This window comes from Pseudarthrobacter sp. R1 (assembly GCF_024494415.1).
Lineage (GTDB): Bacteria > Actinomycetota > Actinomycetes > Actinomycetales > Micrococcaceae > Arthrobacter.
Window position 1 is genome coordinate 129728 of record NZ_JAMKFI010000005.1, and the last position, 17429, is coordinate 147156.

At 65.5% G+C, this 17429-nt stretch carries 13 protein-coding genes and 1 tRNA gene; 12 read left to right on the forward strand and 2 right to left on the reverse strand.

Translation table 11 applies throughout. The annotated features are described in order from the left end of the window. The first annotated feature begins 95 nt into the window (after nt 1–95). The 3 genes from rsmA to M8J71_RS04895 are packed head-to-tail and all read left to right on the forward strand — an operon-like array spanning nt 96 to nt 3797. Nucleotides 96–968 carry a 16S rRNA (adenine(1518)-N(6)/adenine(1519)-N(6))-dimethyltransferase RsmA gene (gene rsmA / locus M8J71_RS04885; protein WP_256246858.1) on the forward strand — a complete coding sequence of 291 codons (873 nt, stop codon included), beginning with the start codon at nt 96–98 and terminating at the stop codon, nt 966–968. Then, complete coding sequence (locus M8J71_RS04890) at nt 965–1927, forward strand: 4-(cytidine 5'-diphospho)-2-C-methyl-D-erythritol kinase (protein WP_256246859.1); 963 nt, start codon at nt 965–967, stop codon at nt 1925–1927. The genes rsmA and M8J71_RS04890 overlap by 4 nt, the downstream gene beginning before the upstream one ends. Before the next feature lie 40 nt (nt 1928–1967). Then, nucleotides 1968–3797 carry an ABC-F family ATP-binding cassette domain-containing protein gene (locus M8J71_RS04895; RefSeq protein ID WP_256246860.1) on the forward strand — a complete coding sequence of 610 codons (1830 nt, stop codon included), beginning with the start codon at nt 1968–1970 and terminating at the stop codon, nt 3795–3797. A 553-nt stretch (nt 3798–4350) separates the two neighbouring features. On the opposite strand, the gene M8J71_RS04900 is transcribed toward M8J71_RS04895, so the two are convergent. Beyond that, nucleotides 4351–4977: a TetR/AcrR family transcriptional regulator gene (locus M8J71_RS04900; RefSeq protein ID WP_256246861.1), complete on the reverse strand. Its 627-nt coding sequence runs from the start codon at nt 4975–4977 to the stop codon at nt 4351–4353. 175 nt (nt 4978–5152) lie between these two features. Between M8J71_RS04900 and M8J71_RS04905 the strand changes: the two genes are divergently transcribed. The 9 genes from M8J71_RS04905 (at nt 5153) to sufU (ending at nt 17131) form a co-directional block, all read left to right on the forward strand. Continuing rightward, nucleotides 5153–5224, forward strand: a tRNA-Gln gene (locus M8J71_RS04905). A gap of 106 nt (nt 5225–5330) precedes the next feature. Further along, on the forward strand, nt 5331–6812 hold the full coding sequence (gene glmU / locus M8J71_RS04910; protein WP_256246862.1) for a bifunctional UDP-N-acetylglucosamine diphosphorylase/glucosamine-1-phosphate N-acetyltransferase GlmU: 1482 nt from the start codon (nt 5331–5333) through the stop codon (nt 6810–6812). After that, entirely contained in the window at nt 6812–7792 is a 981-nt protein-coding gene (locus M8J71_RS04915; RefSeq protein WP_163164303.1) for a ribose-phosphate diphosphokinase, read from the forward strand. The genes glmU and M8J71_RS04915 overlap by 1 nt, the downstream gene beginning before the upstream one ends. A gap of 279 nt (nt 7793–8071) precedes the next feature. Then, nucleotides 8072–8668, forward strand: a complete 597-nt coding sequence (locus tag M8J71_RS04920; protein WP_163164304.1) for a 50S ribosomal protein L25/general stress protein Ctc — start codon at nt 8072–8074, stop codon at nt 8666–8668. Nucleotides 8669–8766: 98 nt separating this feature from the next. Then, on the forward strand, nt 8767–9357 hold the full coding sequence (gene pth, locus M8J71_RS04925; RefSeq protein WP_256246863.1) for an aminoacyl-tRNA hydrolase: 591 nt from the start codon (nt 8767–8769) through the stop codon (nt 9355–9357). Between the two features lie 120 nt (nt 9358–9477). Further along, nucleotides 9478–12213 (forward strand): LuxR family transcriptional regulator, encoded by a 2736-nt coding sequence (locus M8J71_RS04930; RefSeq protein WP_256246864.1) that lies wholly within the window; start codon nt 9478–9480, stop codon nt 12211–12213. Nucleotides 12214–12259: 46 nt separating this feature from the next. Then, entirely contained in the window at nt 12260–14857 is a 2598-nt protein-coding gene (locus M8J71_RS04935) for a LuxR C-terminal-related transcriptional regulator (RefSeq protein ID WP_374114809.1), read from the forward strand. Nucleotides 14858–15321: 464 nt separating this feature from the next. Next, nucleotides 15322–16647, forward strand: coding sequence for a SufS family cysteine desulfurase (locus M8J71_RS04940; protein WP_256246866.1), 1326 nt, complete (start codon nt 15322–15324; stop codon nt 16645–16647). Between the two features lie 34 nt (nt 16648–16681). Next, complete coding sequence (sufU, locus tag M8J71_RS04945) at nt 16682–17131, forward strand: Fe-S cluster assembly sulfur transfer protein SufU (RefSeq protein WP_256246867.1); 450 nt, start codon at nt 16682–16684, stop codon at nt 17129–17131. A 73-nt stretch (nt 17132–17204) separates the two neighbouring features. Here the strand turns inward: sufU and M8J71_RS04950 are convergent, their stop codons facing one another. Then, complete coding sequence (locus tag M8J71_RS04950; protein WP_256246868.1) at nt 17205–17426, reverse strand: SCO4848 family membrane protein; 222 nt, start codon at nt 17424–17426, stop codon at nt 17205–17207. Nucleotides 17427–17429 lie beyond the last annotated feature (3 nt).

A 17429-nucleotide genomic window follows, 5' to 3' on the forward strand; every position in this document is an offset into this window, starting at 1 on the left:
CCCCGCGGGGAAGTGCGGCCGGGTCCGGATCTCCGGGCCCGGCCGCAGCACTTAAACGGGCCGGGAGCAAGTGCCGCCCGGGATAGGATACCTAGGTGACTGAACCCATCCCCGCCGCGCCCGCACCGCTTTTTGGTGCTTCCGACATACGCCGGCTGGCGGAAGAGATCGGTATCCGCCCCACGAAAACCCTAGGCCAGAACTTCGTGATTGATGGCAACACTATTCGCAGGATCGTTGCCGCGGCGGGCGTTGGCCCGGACGAAACCGTGCTGGAGGTGGGGCCTGGCCTCGGATCGTTGACTCTGGGGCTGCTGGACGCCGCCGCTTCGGTAGTGGCAGTCGAAATCGACCCGGTGCTGGCCGCAAAGCTTCCAGCCACGGTGAAGGAATGGCGCCCGGCCGCAGCCGGCAGCTTCCACCTGGTGCAGGCCGATGCCATGAAAGTCACGGAACTTCCGGTCCAGCCAACCGCCCTGGTGGCCAATCTGCCCTACAACGTGGCCGTGCCCGTTGTGCTGCATCTGCTGCAGCATTTCCCCAGCCTCCAGCATGGCCTGGTCATGGTCCAGGACGAGGTGGCTGACCGCCTCGCTGCCGGGCCGGGATCCAAAACCTATGGTGTGCCGTCGGTGAAGGCTGCTTGGTACAGCCGGATGCGCAAGGCCGGTGTGATTGGCATGAACGTGTTCTGGCCCGCACCCAAGATCCACTCCGGGCTGGTGTCCTTTGTCCGTCATGAACCCCCGGCCACCACCGCCGGCCGTGAGCAGGTCTTCGCCGTGGTGGACGCTGCCTTCGCTCAGCGGCGCAAGACGCTCCGCGCCGCCCTCGCGGGCTGGGCCGGGAGCGCCGCAGAAGCCGAACGCTGCCTGGTGGCTGCCGGCGTCGACCCCACAGCCAGGGGCGAAGTGATCGACATTGCAGCCTTCGCGAGGATCGCGGAAGCGCGTGAGGCCCGGCCATGAACGCACCGGCAGGGCGGTTTGCCGCCAGGACTGTCCGTGCCAAGGCTCCGGGGAAGGTCAACGTTTCCCTGGACGTCGGACCGCTCCGGCCCGACGGCTACCATTCCGTGGCCAGCGTCTACCTGGCCGTATCGCTGTACGAGGAAGTAACGGCCACCAGCACCGAAGCCCCCGGGATTACGGTGGCCCTCAGCCCGGACAGCACCCTGGACCTGGACGACGTCGATATCCCCCTGGACCAGAACAACCTGGCGTACAAGGCGGCAGCCATCATGGCGGACGTTTCCGAGCATGCCACGGGCGTCCATCTGGAAATCACGAAGCGGGTGCCAGTGGCGGGCGGCATGGGCGGCGGTTCCGCTGACGCTGCGGCCACGCTCCTGGCCTGTGACGCACTGTGGAACAGTGGGCTGTCCCGGGAGGAACTGGCGCACCTTGCGGCCGAATTGGGTGCTGACGTTCCTTTCTCGCTGCTCGGCGGGACAGCCGTGGGCCTGGGCCTGGGCGATGAGCTTTCCCCGGCCCTGGCCAAGGCGCAGACTGACTGGGTCCTGGTCACGGCGGATTACGGCCTCCCCACGCCCGAGGTGTACAGGACGCTGGACCGCCTGCGGGCTGCAGAGGGCATCGACGTTGCCGAACCAACAGGGGTAGATCCGCAGATTCTCACCGCCCTCCGCAGCGGGGACGCCGAAGCCCTCAGCCGTGTCCTGGTCAATGACCTCCAACGGGCTTCCATTGAGCTGGCGCCTTCGTTGCGCGATACGCTGGGAATTGGCGAAGCACACGGAGCCATCGCAGGCATCGTCTCAGGCTCGGGTCCCACGGTGGCCCTGCTGGCCGATGATCCTGTCGCCGCGGAAGGCCTGGCGGAAAACCTGCGGCGCTACGGGCTGACGGCCCTCGCCGTCCACGGCCCGGTTCCGGGGGCCCGCATCATGTCCGACATCCTTCTGTAAAACCTTCAGTTCCTACTCAGCAGCAGAAAGCAGTTCCCTTTTGGCACACCTTCTTGGCGGCGAGAACCTGACGGTCTCCTACGCAACCCGCACCGTCCTGGACGGCATCACCCTCGGACTCGAAGAGGGCGACCGGATCGGCATGGTGGGCCGGAACGGTGACGGAAAGTCCACCCTGATGCGACTGCTGGCCCTGCGGTCCACGCCGGATTCCGGGCGTGTCACCAAGCGTGGCGACGTCAACGTGGGCTACCTGGACCAAAGCGACGTGCTCGACGGCGACCTGACGGTGGGCGCCGCTATCGTGGGGGACCAGGCGGATTATGAGTGGGCGCGGAACCCGCAGATCCGCGAGATCATGGGCGGCCTGGTGTCCGACGTCGACTGGCACGCCAACGTCCACGCCCTGTCCGGCGGGCAGAAGCGGCGGGTGGCCCTGGCCAAGCTCCTGATCGAGGACCATGACGTCATCATGCTCGATGAGCCCACCAACCACCTCGACGTCGAGGGCGTTGCCTGGCTTTCCCGGCACCTGAAGACCCGGTGGCGTGCGAACCAGGGCGCTTTCCTGGTGGTCACCCACGACCGCTGGTTCCTCGACGAGGTCTGCAACAAGACCTGGGAAGTCCACGATGGCATCGTGGATCCTTTCGACGGCGGCTATGCAGCGTACGTGCTGGCCCGCGCCGAGCGTGACCGCTCGGCCACCGTGATGGAAAGCAAGCGCCAGCAGCTGGTCAAGAAGGAACTCGCCTGGCTTCGCCGCGGCGCGCCTGCCCGCACCGCCAAACCGAAGTTCCGGATTGAAGCGGCGAACGCGCTCATCGCCGATGTGCCCGAGCCCAGGGATTCCATGGCGCTGAGCAAAATGGCGACTGCGCGCCTGGGCAAGGACGTCCTGGATTTGGAGAACGTTTCGCTGGACTTCCTTGGGGGTGAAGAAGGGCAGAAACTCTTCGACAACATCACCCTGAGGCTGGCACCTGGTGAGCGGCTGGGCCTGGTGGGCGTCAACGGCGCCGGCAAGACCACCCTGCTCAAGCTCCTGAACGGCCAGATCGAGCCCACGTCGGGCAGGCTCAAGCGTGGCAAGACCGTGGTTACTGCGGTGCTTACCCAGGAGGTCAAAGAGCTCGACGACGTCTCGGACCTGCGCGTTATCGAAGTGATCGAGCGCGAGAAACGGTCCATCAACGTGGGCGGCAAGGAGTTCACGGCGGGCCAGCTGGTGGAGCAGCTTGGCTTCACGAATGAGAAGCAGTGGACTCCCGTGCGGGACCTTTCCGGCGGTGAGCGCCGCCGTCTCCAGCTGCTGCGCCTGCTGGTGGGGGAGCCCAACGTGCTGATGCTCGACGAGCCCACCAACGACCTCGACACCGATACCCTCGCCGCCGTCGAGGACGTCCTGGACGGCTGGCCGGGGACACTCGTTGTGGTGAGCCACGACCGTTACCTCCTGGAGCGCGTGACGGACCATCAGATGGCGCTGCTGGGCGACGGCAAGATCCGCGCCCTCCCGCGCGGCGTGGACCAGTACCTGGAGCTGCGCGAGTCCGCCCTGGCCGGGTCCACGGTCACCGGCGGCGGCAACCCCGTCACCAGCGGCGGTTCAGCCACTGCTGAGGCGGCTCCCGCAGGACCGTCCGAGGCCGAAAAACGGGACGCGCGCAAGGCCAAGAACCGCATCGAACGCCAGCTCGGGAAACTGGAACAGCAGGAAAAGAAGCTCCACGACCAAATGGTCAAGAGCACCGAACAATCGGACTTCGACGCCCTGGCCGACCAAAACAAAAAGCTCAAGGACCTCGCAGGGGAACGCGAAGCCCTCGAACTCGAATGGCTTGAGGCCCTCGAGGTCCTCGGCGAGTAATCGCTTCTTGCGACCGGCTGTGCCCGGGTTGGGTGCCGGAGCCGGCCCTTCGGCGTCGCTTAGACACAGGACATAGGGACCGCTCCGGTCGCTGGGCGACCTCCGCGCTCCGATGTCCCGCGATGCGCTCCTTTCCGAAGGACCGCCTCCGGCGTGCGGAAGTCACCTATCCGATAGACCACCTCCCGACCACGAGCCTCACCTCCGGTTGTGGAACAGCAGGAAGCCCGCGCGGGACATTCGGCAGGGGTACTTGTGGAGGGCGCCCGAAGTAAGGTGTACGGCTGCCGCGGCGCGGTGCCGAACGCGGAAACGCAACTTTCAGCACAAGTGGCGCGGGGGGCCTTCGCGTAGGAGCGCATCGCGGCGCATCGGACGCCGGAGGTCGCCCAGCGACCGCAGGTGCCCCTATGCGTCGTGTCTAAGCGACGGCGAAGGTCTCCTGCGCCGCGAACGTACCCACGGGCCGATGGCGAAGGGCCCCTGCGTCGCGAAGGCAACCACACGCACGTCCCGGAGGCGACCTAACCTGTCCCGGAGGTGATCAGAAAGCTTAGCCCTCGGACTTTAGCTCGGGGTCCTTCTTGAGGCCGGTGAGGCCGTTCCAGGCGAGGTTTACCAGGTGGGCCGCAACAGTGTGTTTGTCGGGCTGGCGGCTGTCCTGCCACCATTGGCCGGTCATCGCGACCATGCCGACGAGCATCTGGGCGTACATGGCGCCGTCCTGGGCGCTGAAGCCCCGGCGGTCGAACTCGTCGGAGAGGATGTGTTCCACTTTGGCGGTGACGTGGGAGAGCAGGGTGGAGAAGGCGCCCTCGGGCTGCGACGGCGGGGCATCCCGCATCAGGATCCGGAACCCTTCGGTGCGGTCCTCGATGTAGGTGAGCAGCGCCAGGGCGGCCCGTTCCACCAGGACGCGCGGCTTCGCCTCCGCGGTAAGGGCGGCGTTGATGGCGTCCAGGAGGATCCGGAACTCGAAGTCCACTACCTGCGTGTACAGGCCTTCCTTGGATCCGAAGTGCTCATAGATGACCGGCTTGGATACTCCCGCGCAGGCGGCGATCTCCTCAATTGTGGTGCCGTCAAGTCCGCGGACTGCGAAAAGGCCCCGCCCGATGTCGATCAGCTGGCTCCGCCGCTGAAGGCCGGTCATCCGTGTCCGCGGAGGGTTGTTGCTCACATTTCCATCATGCACTACCCGCCCCCGCCGAATTGCAGCCGCCCGCCATGCCGAACAATGGGCGAACCAGGGGGGAGAAGCGGGGCAAGGACGGGGGATGAACGGCCCATGTCGCGCGGCGCCCCGAACCCGTGGCAAAATAACTACTTGTGCCCGGCCGCGCGCCACGGCACGGTCCGCTCTGGTGTAATGGCAGCACCCCGGCCTTTGGAGCCGTGGAGTATAGGTTCGAATCCTATGGGCGGAACTGCTGTGCGAGGAGCCATCAGTAGGATGACATTCGGTGCCGGGACGGCTTCAGGCCGCGGGAGCACCGAAAAACGCCAGCGTAACTTAGCAAGGAGAGCCCGTACGTGATCCCCGAGAATACCGGACCGGCCGCGGTCATCGTTCTGGCGGCAGGCGCCGGTACCCGGATGAAATCGCGCACTCCCAAGATCCTGCATGAGATTGGCGGCCGGTCCATGGTGGGCCACGCGCTGCTCGCCGCACGGAGCATCAATCCCCGCCAGCTCGCCATCGTGGTCCGCCATGAACGTGACCTGGTGGCCCGCCACCTCTCAGAGCTCGATCCTGCTGCCGTCATCGTGGACCAGGATGAGATTCCCGGCACCGGACGTGCCGTGGAGGTCGCCCTCCAGGCCCTGGACGGCGAACAGCACCTCACCGGAACCGTTGTGGTGACCTACGGCGACGTGCCGCTCCTCTCCGGTCAGCTGCTGGCCGAACTCGTGGCCACGCACGAACGCGAAGCCAATGCTGTCACCGTCCTCACGGCAGTCCTTGACGACGCCACCGGCTACGGCCGCATCCTGCGCGGCGACGACGGTACCGTCACCGGCATCGTTGAACACAAGGACGCCTCCGACGCCCAGCGGCTCATCGGCGAGGTCAACTCCGGCATCTACGCCTTTGACGCTGCCGTCCTCCGTGACGCACTTACGCATGTCACCACAGACAACTCCCAGGGCGAGAAGTACCTCACCGACGTCCTCGGACTGGCAAGGCAGGCGGGCGGCCGCGTCGCCGCCGTCGTCACCGCTGACCGATGGCAGGTGGAAGGCGCCAACGACCGCGTGCAGCTCTCCGCCCTGGGCGCGGAGTTGAACCGCCGCATCGTCGAGGCCTGGATGCGGGCCGGGGTGACAGTTGTGGATCCGGCAACCACCTGGATCGACTCTTCCGTGACCCTTGACGAGGACGTCCGGATCCTGCCCAACACCCAACTGCACGGCGCCACCACGGTGGCGAGGGACGCCGTCGTCGGCCCCGACACCACTCTCACGGACGTCACCATCGGTGAAGGTGCCAAGGTGGTCCGGACGCACGGATCAGGGGCGATCATCGGCCCGGACGCCGCCGTCGGCCCCTTCACCTACCTGCGCCCCGGCACTGTCCTGGGCGAAAGCGGCAAGATCGGCGCGTTCTACGAAACGAAGAACGTCACCATCGGCCGTGGTTCCAAGCTCTCCCACCTCGGCTATGCCGGCGACGCCGAAATCGGCGAGGACACCAACATCGGCTGCGGAAATATCACAGCCAATTACGACGGCGACAAGAAGCACCGGACGGTCATTGGCTCAGGCGTCAGGACAGGCTCAAACACAGTATTCGTTGCCCCGGTCACCGTGGGGGACGGCGCCTACAGCGGCGCCGGCGCGGTGATCCGCAAGGACGTCCCGGCGGGCGCGCTCGCGCTGACGGTTGCCGCCCAGAGCAACACCGAGGGCTGGGTGGCGGCCAACCGCCCTGGTACGCGCTCCGCCGAACTGGCCCAGGCAGCCACCACAGATTCCTCAAGTACCCCGGCATCTACAGAAGAGGGCAACCAATAATGAGCGAAATTACGGCACGCGGCGAAAAGAAGCTGGTGCTCGCTACAGGCCGCGCCCACCCCGAACTGGCCCGGGAGATCGCCAAGGAGCTCGGCACCGACCTCCTCCCGGTAGACGCCTACGACTTCGCCAACGGTGAGATCTACGTCCGCGCCGGCGAGAGTGTCCGCGGAACCGACGCTTTTGTCATCCAGGCACACCCCGCACCGCTGAACAATTGGCTCATGGAACAGCTGATCATGATCGACTCGCTGAAGCGTGCCTCCGCCAAGCGCATTACGGTTGTGTCGCCGTTCTACCCTTACGCGCGCCAGGACAAAAAGGGACGCGGCCGCGAGCCCATCTCGGCCCGCCTGGTGGCCGACCTGTACAAAACCGCCGGCGCCGACCGCATCATGAGCGTGGACCTGCACACCTCGCAGATCCAGGGCTTCTTTGACGGCCCGGTGGACCACCTGATGGCCATCCCGCTGCTGGCGGACTACATCCGGACCAGGGTGGACGCCGAAAACATCACCGTGGTCTCGCCGGACACCGGCCGCGTCCGGGTTGCGGAGCAGTGGGCGGAACGCCTGGGCGGCGCCCCGCTGGCGTTCGTGCACAAGAGCCGGGACCTCACCGTTCCCAACCAGGCCGTTTCGAAGACAGTGGTGGGCCAGATCGAAGGACGCACCTGCGTCCTGATCGACGACATGATCGATACCGGCGGCACCATTTCCGGTGCCGTCAACGTGCTCAAGAACGCCGGCGCCAAGGACGTTATTATCGCCGCCACGCACGCTGTCTTCTCCGAGCCGGCAGCCCAGCGCCTTTCGGAGTCGGGCGCCCGGGAAGTGGTGGTCACCAACACGCTGCCGCTCACCGCGTCACAGCGCTTCCCGCAGCTGACCGTGCTGTCCATCGCTCCGCTGATCGCCCGTGCCGTCCGGGAAGTCTTCGACGACGGGTCCGTCACCAGCCTGTTCGACGGCAAAGCCTGACCCTTAGTTAACAGGGCCCTGCGCCCGGTGGCCGATCGTTCGGCTGCCGGGAGCGGGGCCGTTTTCATGAATCACGGGCGGCGCTGGTAGACTCTTCAGCGATACCTTGGCGAGGGAGAGTGCCGGTAACCGTATGCACGGAAACCGGACCGCAGTCTCCGTTATCGACTGGGTCTGAATCTCCCTTCGAAGATGGGCCCGGCCACGGCCGCCCGGCGTTGAAGGTCGCAACAGACCTCCGCCCTTGCTGAACACCGTTTAGTTTTCAAGGAGATATCCATGTCTGAGCAGAAGCTCGCAGCAGAAGTACGCACCGAATTCGGCAAGGGCTACGCCCGCCGCGCCCGTATGGCGAACCTCATCCCGGCCGTCATCTACGGCCATGGCGCAGAGCCCATCCACGTGACCCTCCCGGCGAAGGCCACCACCCTGGCCGTCCGTACCGCCAACGCCCTGCTGTCGCTGGACATCAACGGCGAGAGCCACCTGGCCCTGGTCAAGGACGTCCAGCGCGACCCGATCAAGCAGATCATCGAGCACATCGACCTCCTCACCGTCCGCCAGGGTGAAAAGGTGACCGTTGACATTCCGGTCCACGTCGTCGGCGAGCTTGCTCCGGGCAACGTCTTCAACCAGGAACTCACCGTCATCTCCCTTGAGGCCGAGGCAACCCACCTGCCCACCGCCGTCGAGGTCAGCATCGAAGGCCGCACCGCCGGCGAGCACATCCACGCGTCCGACCTGGTCCTGCCCAAGGGCGCAGTCCTCCTCGCCGATGCCGATGCCCTCGTGGTGAACATCTCCGAGGCCACCGAGTCCGCCGAGGAAGGCACCGAAGAAGCCGCTGGTGCTTCCTCCGAGGCAGCAGCAGAGTAACAGCCTGCACGTTTCAACAGTGGCCGGATCCCCAGGGTCCGGCCACTGCCGTGTCTGCCCCGCCGTCCTCACCACAAACCTCCGCTTAGGATTGATTCATGACTGACACCTGGTTGATCGTTGGCCTCGGAAACCCGGGTGCGCAATACCAGGGCAACAGGCATAACGTCGGACAGATGGTCCTTGACGAACTCGCCGGACGCGTGGGCGCGGGATTCAAGACGCACAAAGCCCGGGCCCAAGTGGTGGAGGGCAGGCTCGGCATCGGCAGTCCGCGGGTGGTGCTGGCGAAACCCATGAGCTACATGAATGTTTCAGGCGGGCCGGTCTCGGCGCTGGCAAGCTTCTACGGCATCACGCCGGACCATGTGGTGGCGGTACACGACGAAATCGATATTCCCTTCAATACGGTGAAACTCAAGACCGGCGGGGGAGAAGGCGGCCACAACGGGCTGCGGGACATCTCCAAAGCGCTTGGCACCAAGGACTATCTGCGGGTCCGGGTGGGGGTCGGCAGGCCGCCGGGCCGAATGGACACTGCGGACTACGTCCTGCGTGATTTTGGCACTGCCGAGCTCAAGGAACTGCCTTTCCTGCTGGACGAAGCCGCTGACGCGGTGGAGCTATTGCTGCGGGAAGGGCTCACATCCGCGCAGCAGAAATTCCATCCTGCGAAGTCCGAGCGCTAGCAACATAAAAACTTAAACCCCCGCCTACCTGTTTCCTTGTCTGCGCCACGGGTAGTCTTTTCGTAGGCGGGGGAGCAATGGGGCTACATCCCGCTATCGCGGGACGTAGGGGATAAGTTCATGTCAATCGAGCCACTTAGCTGGGGGCGTGGGGCAACATCTCACGACGTTGGGCTGCATACCGAAAATTCCGGCGCGCCCGGGGCGCAACAGTGGTCGGCGCCTGCCCGCGGCGCAAACCTTGAAGCCGTCCGAACAGCGCTGGTCAGCGAAGACTCGCTGGGTGTTGTTATCACCGGAGGGCGGGGTGTAGGAAAGTCCTCCCTCGCCCGGGCCGCCGTTTCAGACCTCGGCCCCGACGTCTGGTCCCTGCAACTCCGAAGCGGGCCCGCCGGCGCCAACACACCGTACGGCTGCCTCTCCTTCCTGCTGGCGCGCCTGCCCCAGGCCTACATGGGATCTCCCACAGCCATCCTGCGTGGGATCACGTCGCTGATCCGGAGCGACGCCGCCGGCCGGCGCTGCATCATCACACTGGACACCTCCGGAAGCATTGACGATATGAGCGCGGGCGTGCTCCTGAACGTCCTTCTGACCGGCACAGCCAAAATCATCGCCGTTGCCCCAAAGATCAGTGACCTTCCCGCCGACTTCCACTGGCTGCTCACCGACCGTCGCCTGACTGAGGTCCGGCTCAACAACCTCAACGAGCTGCAGACCCGCCAGGTTCTGTTGTCCCTGCTGGGCCAACGGGTGTCTGCATCGCTGGTCAGCACCTATCACCACATGGTGGGCGGCAACCCCCTGCTGTTGAAGGCACTTGTCACCGAACAGCGGCTCTCGGGAAACCTCGTTTTGTCCGACTCCGTCTGGACCCTCCGGGACAAGGTGGTACTCGACGGCGCCGCCAGCCTTGACGACATCGTCAGGTCCCGCTGGTCGAGGGAGACCCCGGAAACCAGGGAAGTCATTGAGATGCTCTCCTGCGCCAGGCGGGTGGAACTCTCCAGGCTCACTGCCATTTACCCCGCCGAAGTGGTGGCGGACATGGAGGACGCCGGCCTGCTGGAGATCGATGATTCGGACCACCGCTGGGTTGCTTTGCGTGAAAAATACATCGGCGACGTCGTGCGGTCATGGCTAAGCATTGCCCGGCGCCGGGAACTGCGCAGCGGGCTTTTGGGCGGTACGGAACCCGAGCCGGCGAACATGACCGTCGAGGAACTGATGGCCTTCGCCGCGTGGACACACGAGTGTGAAGCTGAGCTGAGCTCCGCACTGGCCCTCGCCGCTGCCGAAGCCGCCGTCCAGCTCTTTGATCCCCGCTTCGCCTTGACCTACGCAGACATGTTGAAGCGGACAGACCAGGAGTGGGTACCCGCCCAGCGCCAGAAGGCTGCCGCATATCTTCAACTGGACCTGCCCATCCAGGCACTTGCTGCCTTGGACGATATCTCCCAGCCGGAACTTGAGGATGTCGGTGTCGAGGAATACGCACGGGTGGTGGCGGCCAAAGCCAAGGTGATGTTGTGGCTTCCGGACCAGGCAGGCAACGTCCCGGCCCTTCTGGCCGAAGCCCGTGAGCGGCTGGACGCCGTGGCTAACAACGCAGCCTGGCCCCACCCGGCAGTGGCTGCCGCCCACCGCGTGGCGCTCAGCGAGTTCGAATACCGCGCGTTCGTCGGTGACTACGCGGCCATGATTCCCGAGCTGGAGGCCGCTGCAGATCCGGCACGGAACCCGGACACAGCCCACCGGATGCAGTCCGCCGTCATCCTGATGACGGCGTTGGCGCTGACCGGACGGGAAATGGATGCGCTGAGCCTGATGCGGCAGCTTGGGGGCCAGATAACGGACGCTTCGCACGTGGTGGGTTTGCGCGAGCAATACACCAGGGAGGCCTACCTGGTGTTGCTGACGGCCGGGCAGTGGCGGCGTTGCATCGACCTCCTGGGTCCACACCACGGCGGTGAATACGACCGCCTCCCGTACCGGAGCGCGGCCACTGAACTGGCCGTCGGGCTCGCCTATGTTTATTCCGGCCGGGGTGGCGCTGCCCTGGACCCCCTGATTTCGGCGGTGGCGCAGCTTGAGCTCCAGCCGCTCCAGAATGCCCTTCGCTGTGCCTACGCAGCCACGGCACTGGCCCACGCGCAGACGGGCAATGCTGCCCAGGCACGCAGATTCCTGGCCAAACTCCAGCGGATACCGGGCAAGTCAAGTTTCTCCACGGAGAGCATCATCGAGTTCTGCGCCCTGGTTGCGGGGCGCTGGCTGGGCGATTCCGAGTCCGCTGCCGGCTTGAAACAGTCCGCCCGGCGGAACATGGAGGCCGGTCTTTACACAAACGCCGGGATCAGCCTGCTGGCAGCCACCGTGAACGGCAGCGATGCCGACTTCCGCCTCCTGGAGGAGATCTCGGATCACCGGCAGGGACCGCTGGCGGAAGTCGCCCGGCTGTTGGCGGTGGGGAGCCGGACCAAGGATGCCAAAATCCTTCTCGCAGCAGGGGAAATCGCGGCCACCCTCGAACTGGACACCGTGGAGGCCCGTTGCATGGCGTTGGCGGTGGACTTCGCCCGGCAGGACGGAGATACCATTTCCGCCCGGACCGCCCAGGCCCGGCTGGACATCCTGGCTGCCACTGTGGCGAATCTTCCCATCGTGCCCAGCAGTGGCAGCCCTCTGCTGACCGCCCGGGAGCGCCAGATCGCACGGCTGGCCGGCCGCGGGGCGTCCAACCGTGACATCGCCCTGGAAATGGGTGTGTCCGTCCGCACGGTGGAAGGCCACCTGTACCAGGTCTTCACCAAGCTTGGCGTAACTTCCAGGGGTGATCTGACTGGACTCGTCTAACGGCCACAAACCGGCACACCGCCCCGTCACCGGCCGGCGCGAGCCTTTGGAACGCATCTGCAACATTGTCCGGAACGGGACCAGTCATGCGGTTTTTGTGATGGCGGGGCCCGGGATCGGTAAGACGTCCCTGACTGAGGCGATCCTGGAGCGGCTTTCCGGAGAGCTCAACATCCTGCAGATTCATGGCAGTTCTGCCTTGGCCACTGTGCCCTTCGGCGTACTGACGCCGTATACCGGAGAGCTGAGCGCCGAAGAGTCGGTCTCACCCGTGGCGGTTCTGCGTTCCATGTGGACGTACTTCGAGAAGCTGAAGGGCGGCAGGGGCGCCCCGGTCCTTCTGGTGGTGGATGATGCCCACCACCTGGACGACTCCTCTGCCGGGGTACTGGCGGACCTGATCTCGGCAGGTTGGGCAACTGTGGTAGCTGCTGCCAGGCCCCGGCCGGGCCTCCCGCAGCCGCTGGACCAGCTCTGGTACGACGGCCTTGCCGAGCGGGTGGACCTTCGGCCCCTGAACAGGGAACAGATTGAGGAAGTACTCGACCACGTCCTGGATGGAACGGTGCCGGCGGCCACAGTGGATTCAGTGTGGATCGCTTCAGGCGGCAATCCCCGCATCCTCGACGCACTGCTGCACGACGCTGCCGAAAGCGGTGTCCTGGCCAAGCGGAACGGCATCTGGATGCTGCTTGGTCCGTTGCCCGCCGACGGCGGCCAACTCACGGCAGTAGTGACCAAGGACCACATCCGGCGGGCGCCGGAGGAACAGGAGGCGCTGAAGCTCATCGCGCTTGCCGGACCCGTGGGCCGGAAGGTAATCGAGGACATCAGCGGGGCCGCGGTGGTCCGCTCTCTCCTCGACCAGCAGATGATCACCGAGAGTTCCGGAGTGCCGGCTGAACTGTCCATCTGGAATGCCCTCTTCGCCACCGCCATCCGGAATACACTCTCGGTGTCGCGAAGCCTGCAGCTGCTCGAAAAGATCCGGGTCCACCAGAACGGCACGGTCCTGCGCGGGGAGGGCAAGCTCAGGTCCGTAGAGTGGGCTTTTGAGTGCGGGCTGCGCGTCTCGGACCCCGAAATGCTTGACGCTGCCCGCGAGGCCCTGAGGCGGTTCCGCAACGTCAGCGCCCGTTCCATCGCAGCCAAAATCCAGGATCCCGCACTGGTGCCATTGGCCAGGGCCATCCAAGCACGCGCCCTCTACAACGAGGGTGCCTACGGCCAGGCCGCCCACCTTCTTGATGCCTGCTGGCGTCAGCTTTCCGAAGACGCCGAGGGCCCCGCCGTCCTCCTGCTCCGCGCAGCGGCCCACCAGGCCGCCGGCCAGTCCTTGAACGCATTGGCCGAGGGCCTAAACACTCAACAGCCTGTTGACGGAGAGCAGAAACGGCAGGACTGGCTCCTGCAGGTCCTGCACCTCCTGCAGCTGGGCGCGGCTGTGGATGCCGGGGCGCTCACCGCTGAGGTCGGGGAGATCCGGAACACAGCCTCCGAGGAAGCCGGAAGCGAAGCCGTCAGGGCGCTTGGCGAGGCGCTTCTGGCCCACGCCCTTGCTGCAGCCGGCCGGGCTGGCCAGGGGCTGGATTCCGCCCTCCTGGCTGCCTCGGAGCTGCCTGCGCTGGAGGACAGCCTGTTCTTTTTCACCGAGTTCGTGCTGGGCCGGCTGGTGATTGATTATCTGGCGATGGGCGAATGGGAGTCGGCCGAGCGCGAACTCGATAATTATGCGGCTGGCCATGCGCGCGGAGCCGCCACCTTCAACGGAAGCCTGGAGGTGCTTCGCGGCTACTCGCTTCTGCGGCAAGGCCGGATGGAGCGGGCGTACCAGGTGCTGCTGCCGGCCGTGGAGTCGCTGAGGTTGAACGATCCGCTGCAGCTGTTCCGCTTCGGGTCTTCGCTGGGCTTCTACGCGGCAGCACGGCTGGGTGATGCAGCGCAGGCCAAACGACTCGAAGAGGACTTCACCGACGCAGTGGCCGGAGGGCCCGCCCACGAGCTGCTGGCTTCAGCATACGGTGCCGCTGCCTCCGAATATCTGTCCCGGGACGGCAAGGGGCTGGCAACGCTCCATACCCTGGCCACCACGCATGATGCCACTTCAAGGGCCGGAACCCTGCTCGAAATCCTGTCCATCTGCTGGGACCTGGGTGACCCATCGGTCATTCCAATGGTGCAGTCGGTGGCGCAGGCGATAGAAGGGCGATACGCCCAGGCGATGCTGGCACTGGCAACCGGCTGGGAAGCCGCTGATAGGGATGCCCTGATGGACACGGCCAGCTCACTCGAGGAATCAGGCTTTGTGAATCTCGCGCGCGAGGCTTATGCCCGCGCGAGTACCCTCCTGGAGCAGGCCGGAGAACGCCGGCGGTCCAGGCAGGCAGTGGCGCTGCGCGAAAAATGCGACCACGAACTGGGGGAGCGGTTCAGGGAAGGGCGCTTCATCGCTGCTGCTCCCGCCGTCCACCTCACCCGCCGCGAGCAGGACATCGTCGGCTTGGCCGTGCAGGGCCTTACTGACAGGGAAATCGCCCAACGGCTGATGGTCTCTGTACGCACGGTGGAAGGGCACCTGTACCGGACGTACGTAAAGCTGGGTGTACGCAGCCGTGACGAGCTCGAGTCAGCCCTCCCCAAATAAGGGCTGCCCAACACCTTCCCCCTGCCCCTTCCGCCTACTCAAGCCGCGAGGCTGCATGCCGGCTCAGCCCTTCGACCGGCTGCCACCGCAGTAATGCGGGTACCGCGGGGTGCCCCGGTAGTCCGGGGACGACGAATTCGAGTACACCCTACTCGTGTGCAGGGTTGGCGCCGGAGTATTTACTTAAGGAAGCAAAAGGAACGGCGCAAAAGAAGCCGCACAAGTTGCTTACAGCAGAACAAGCTCCTCCGTCCCGACAAACTTCCGGTCCTTGTGGGCCGGGCTGGACGGGGCCGGCGGCGTCAGAGTCTTCTGAGACCGAGACTCTCCCCCCAGCCGTCGCCGGCCCTTCATTCCGCGGGCTGAAGCCCGGAGCGACTGTGGCGGCTGCCCCTCCAGGCGGCCGCCACAGCCGTGCTGTGGGACAATTGAGTGTCATCCGTTGGCATCTCAAGGAGTTAGTTTTGGCCGTAGTATCAACGCCAGCCACACTGGAACGCGCCTTGCCGGTCATGGATAACGCCGAGGTGCAGCGCATCCGCAATGACTTCCCGGTCCTGGACCAGCTGGTCAACGGACGCCCGCTGATCTACCTGGACTCCGGAGCCACGTCGCAGAATCCGCTGAGTGTCATCGAAGCCGAGCAGGAATTCTATGAGCAGCGCAATGCTGCCGTGCACCGGGGCGCCCACCATCTTGCGGTCGAGGCCACCGAAGCATTCGAGGACGCCCGGCAGACCGTGGCCGACTTCGTAGGCGCCGATTACTCCGAAATTATCTGGACCTCCAATGCCACCGAGGGCCTCAACCTGCTCAGTTATGCGCTGTCCAATGCCGGCCTCTGGGCCGCACAAGGGCGGGGTGATGCCCGGCTGAAGGACCTCGCGCTGAACCCGGGCGACGAGATCGTGGTGACGGAGATGGAGCACCACGCGAACCTCATACCGTGGCAGGAACTTGCCTTCCGTACCGGGGCGGCCCTGCGCTACATTCCCGTGGACGACGCCGGAAGCCTCCGCATGGACCTCGCCCCGGACATCGTCGGTGGGCGTACCAAGGTGCTGGCTTTTACGCACGCCTCCAACGTCCTGGGCACCATCAACCCCGTCCGGGAACTGACCGCCCTGGGCCGCAACGCGGGCGCCCTGGTGGTCCTGGACGCCTGCCAGTCTGCACCCCATATGCCCTTGGACGTCAAGGATCTGGACATCGACTTCGCTGTCTTTTCCGGCCACAAGATGCTCGCCCCCACGGGAATCGGCGTACTTTACGGACGGCAGGACGTCCTGGACATCCTGCCGCCGTTCCTGACAGGTGGTTCCATGATCACCACGGTGACCATGGAACGCGCTGAATACCTCCCCGCGCCCCAGCGCTTTGAGGCCGGAACCCAGCGGATCTCCCAGGCTGTGGCGCTGGCTGCTGCAGCGAACTACCTGACCGAAACAGGGTTGGACCGGATCCACCGCTGGGAGGCTGAGCTGGGCCAGCGGATGATCACCGGGCTGGAGACCATTCCGGGAATCCGGGTCCTGGGCCCTGCTGCCGGGCAGGACCGGATAGGGCTCGCCGCGTTCGACGTCGAAGGAGTGCACGCCCATGATGTGGGCCAGTTCCTCGATTCGCGGGGAATCGCCGTGCGTGTTGGCCATCACTGCGCCCAGCCGCTGCACCGCCGGCTGGGACTGACAGCCACCACCCGGGCCAGCGCTTACCTGTACAACACCACCGACGACGTGGACCAGTTCCTGGATGCCGTTGCGGGCGTGCGCGCCTACTTCCGCGCCTAACACATCAAACGCAGACGCACATCGAAGGTATGACATGAGCCTTGACCACCTGTACCAGCAGATCATCCTTGACCATTCCAAAGCCCGCCATGGCAGCGGACTGGCCGGGACGAAAGCACCGGACGGCGCCACCACGGGGCAGTCACACCAGCTGAACCCCGTCTGCGGCGACGAAGTAACCCTGCGCCTGGCCGTAGCCGACGGCAAAGTGGCACAGATTGCCTGGGACGGCGCAGGCTGCTCCATTTCCATGGCGTCCGCCTCCGTCCTCACGGACCTGGCCGAGGGAATGACAGTGGCCGAGATGCACGAGGTGATCGACAACTTCCGCGAGGTCCTCCGGTCCCGGGGCAAGATACCCGCCGATCCCGAAATCCTCGGTGACGCCGCGGCATTTGAGGGAGTGGCGCGGTACGCCGCCCGCGTCAAGTGCGCCATGATCTCCTGGGTTGCCGCCGAGGACGCGCTCAACCAGGCCGCCTGACAACAGTTTTGACTCAAAGACGTCCGGCCCTCCTTCCCGCGGGAAGGAGGGCCGGACGTCTTTAAGAACGAACCTAGCTGAACAGGCCCATGATGCCGATGATGGCGGTGGCCGCCCCCAGCACCATGGAGATGCTGACCAGCACCACGTGTACGGTGAGGAACTTCGTGGCCTTGCCGGCGGCGTCCCGGGCGCGGGAATCCTTCATGACCCTGCGCAGGAATTGAGGCCAGACCACCAGGGACCAGAGGCCGGCGATGACCAGGACCAGCGCGGCGAAGACGGGCAGCTCCACGGA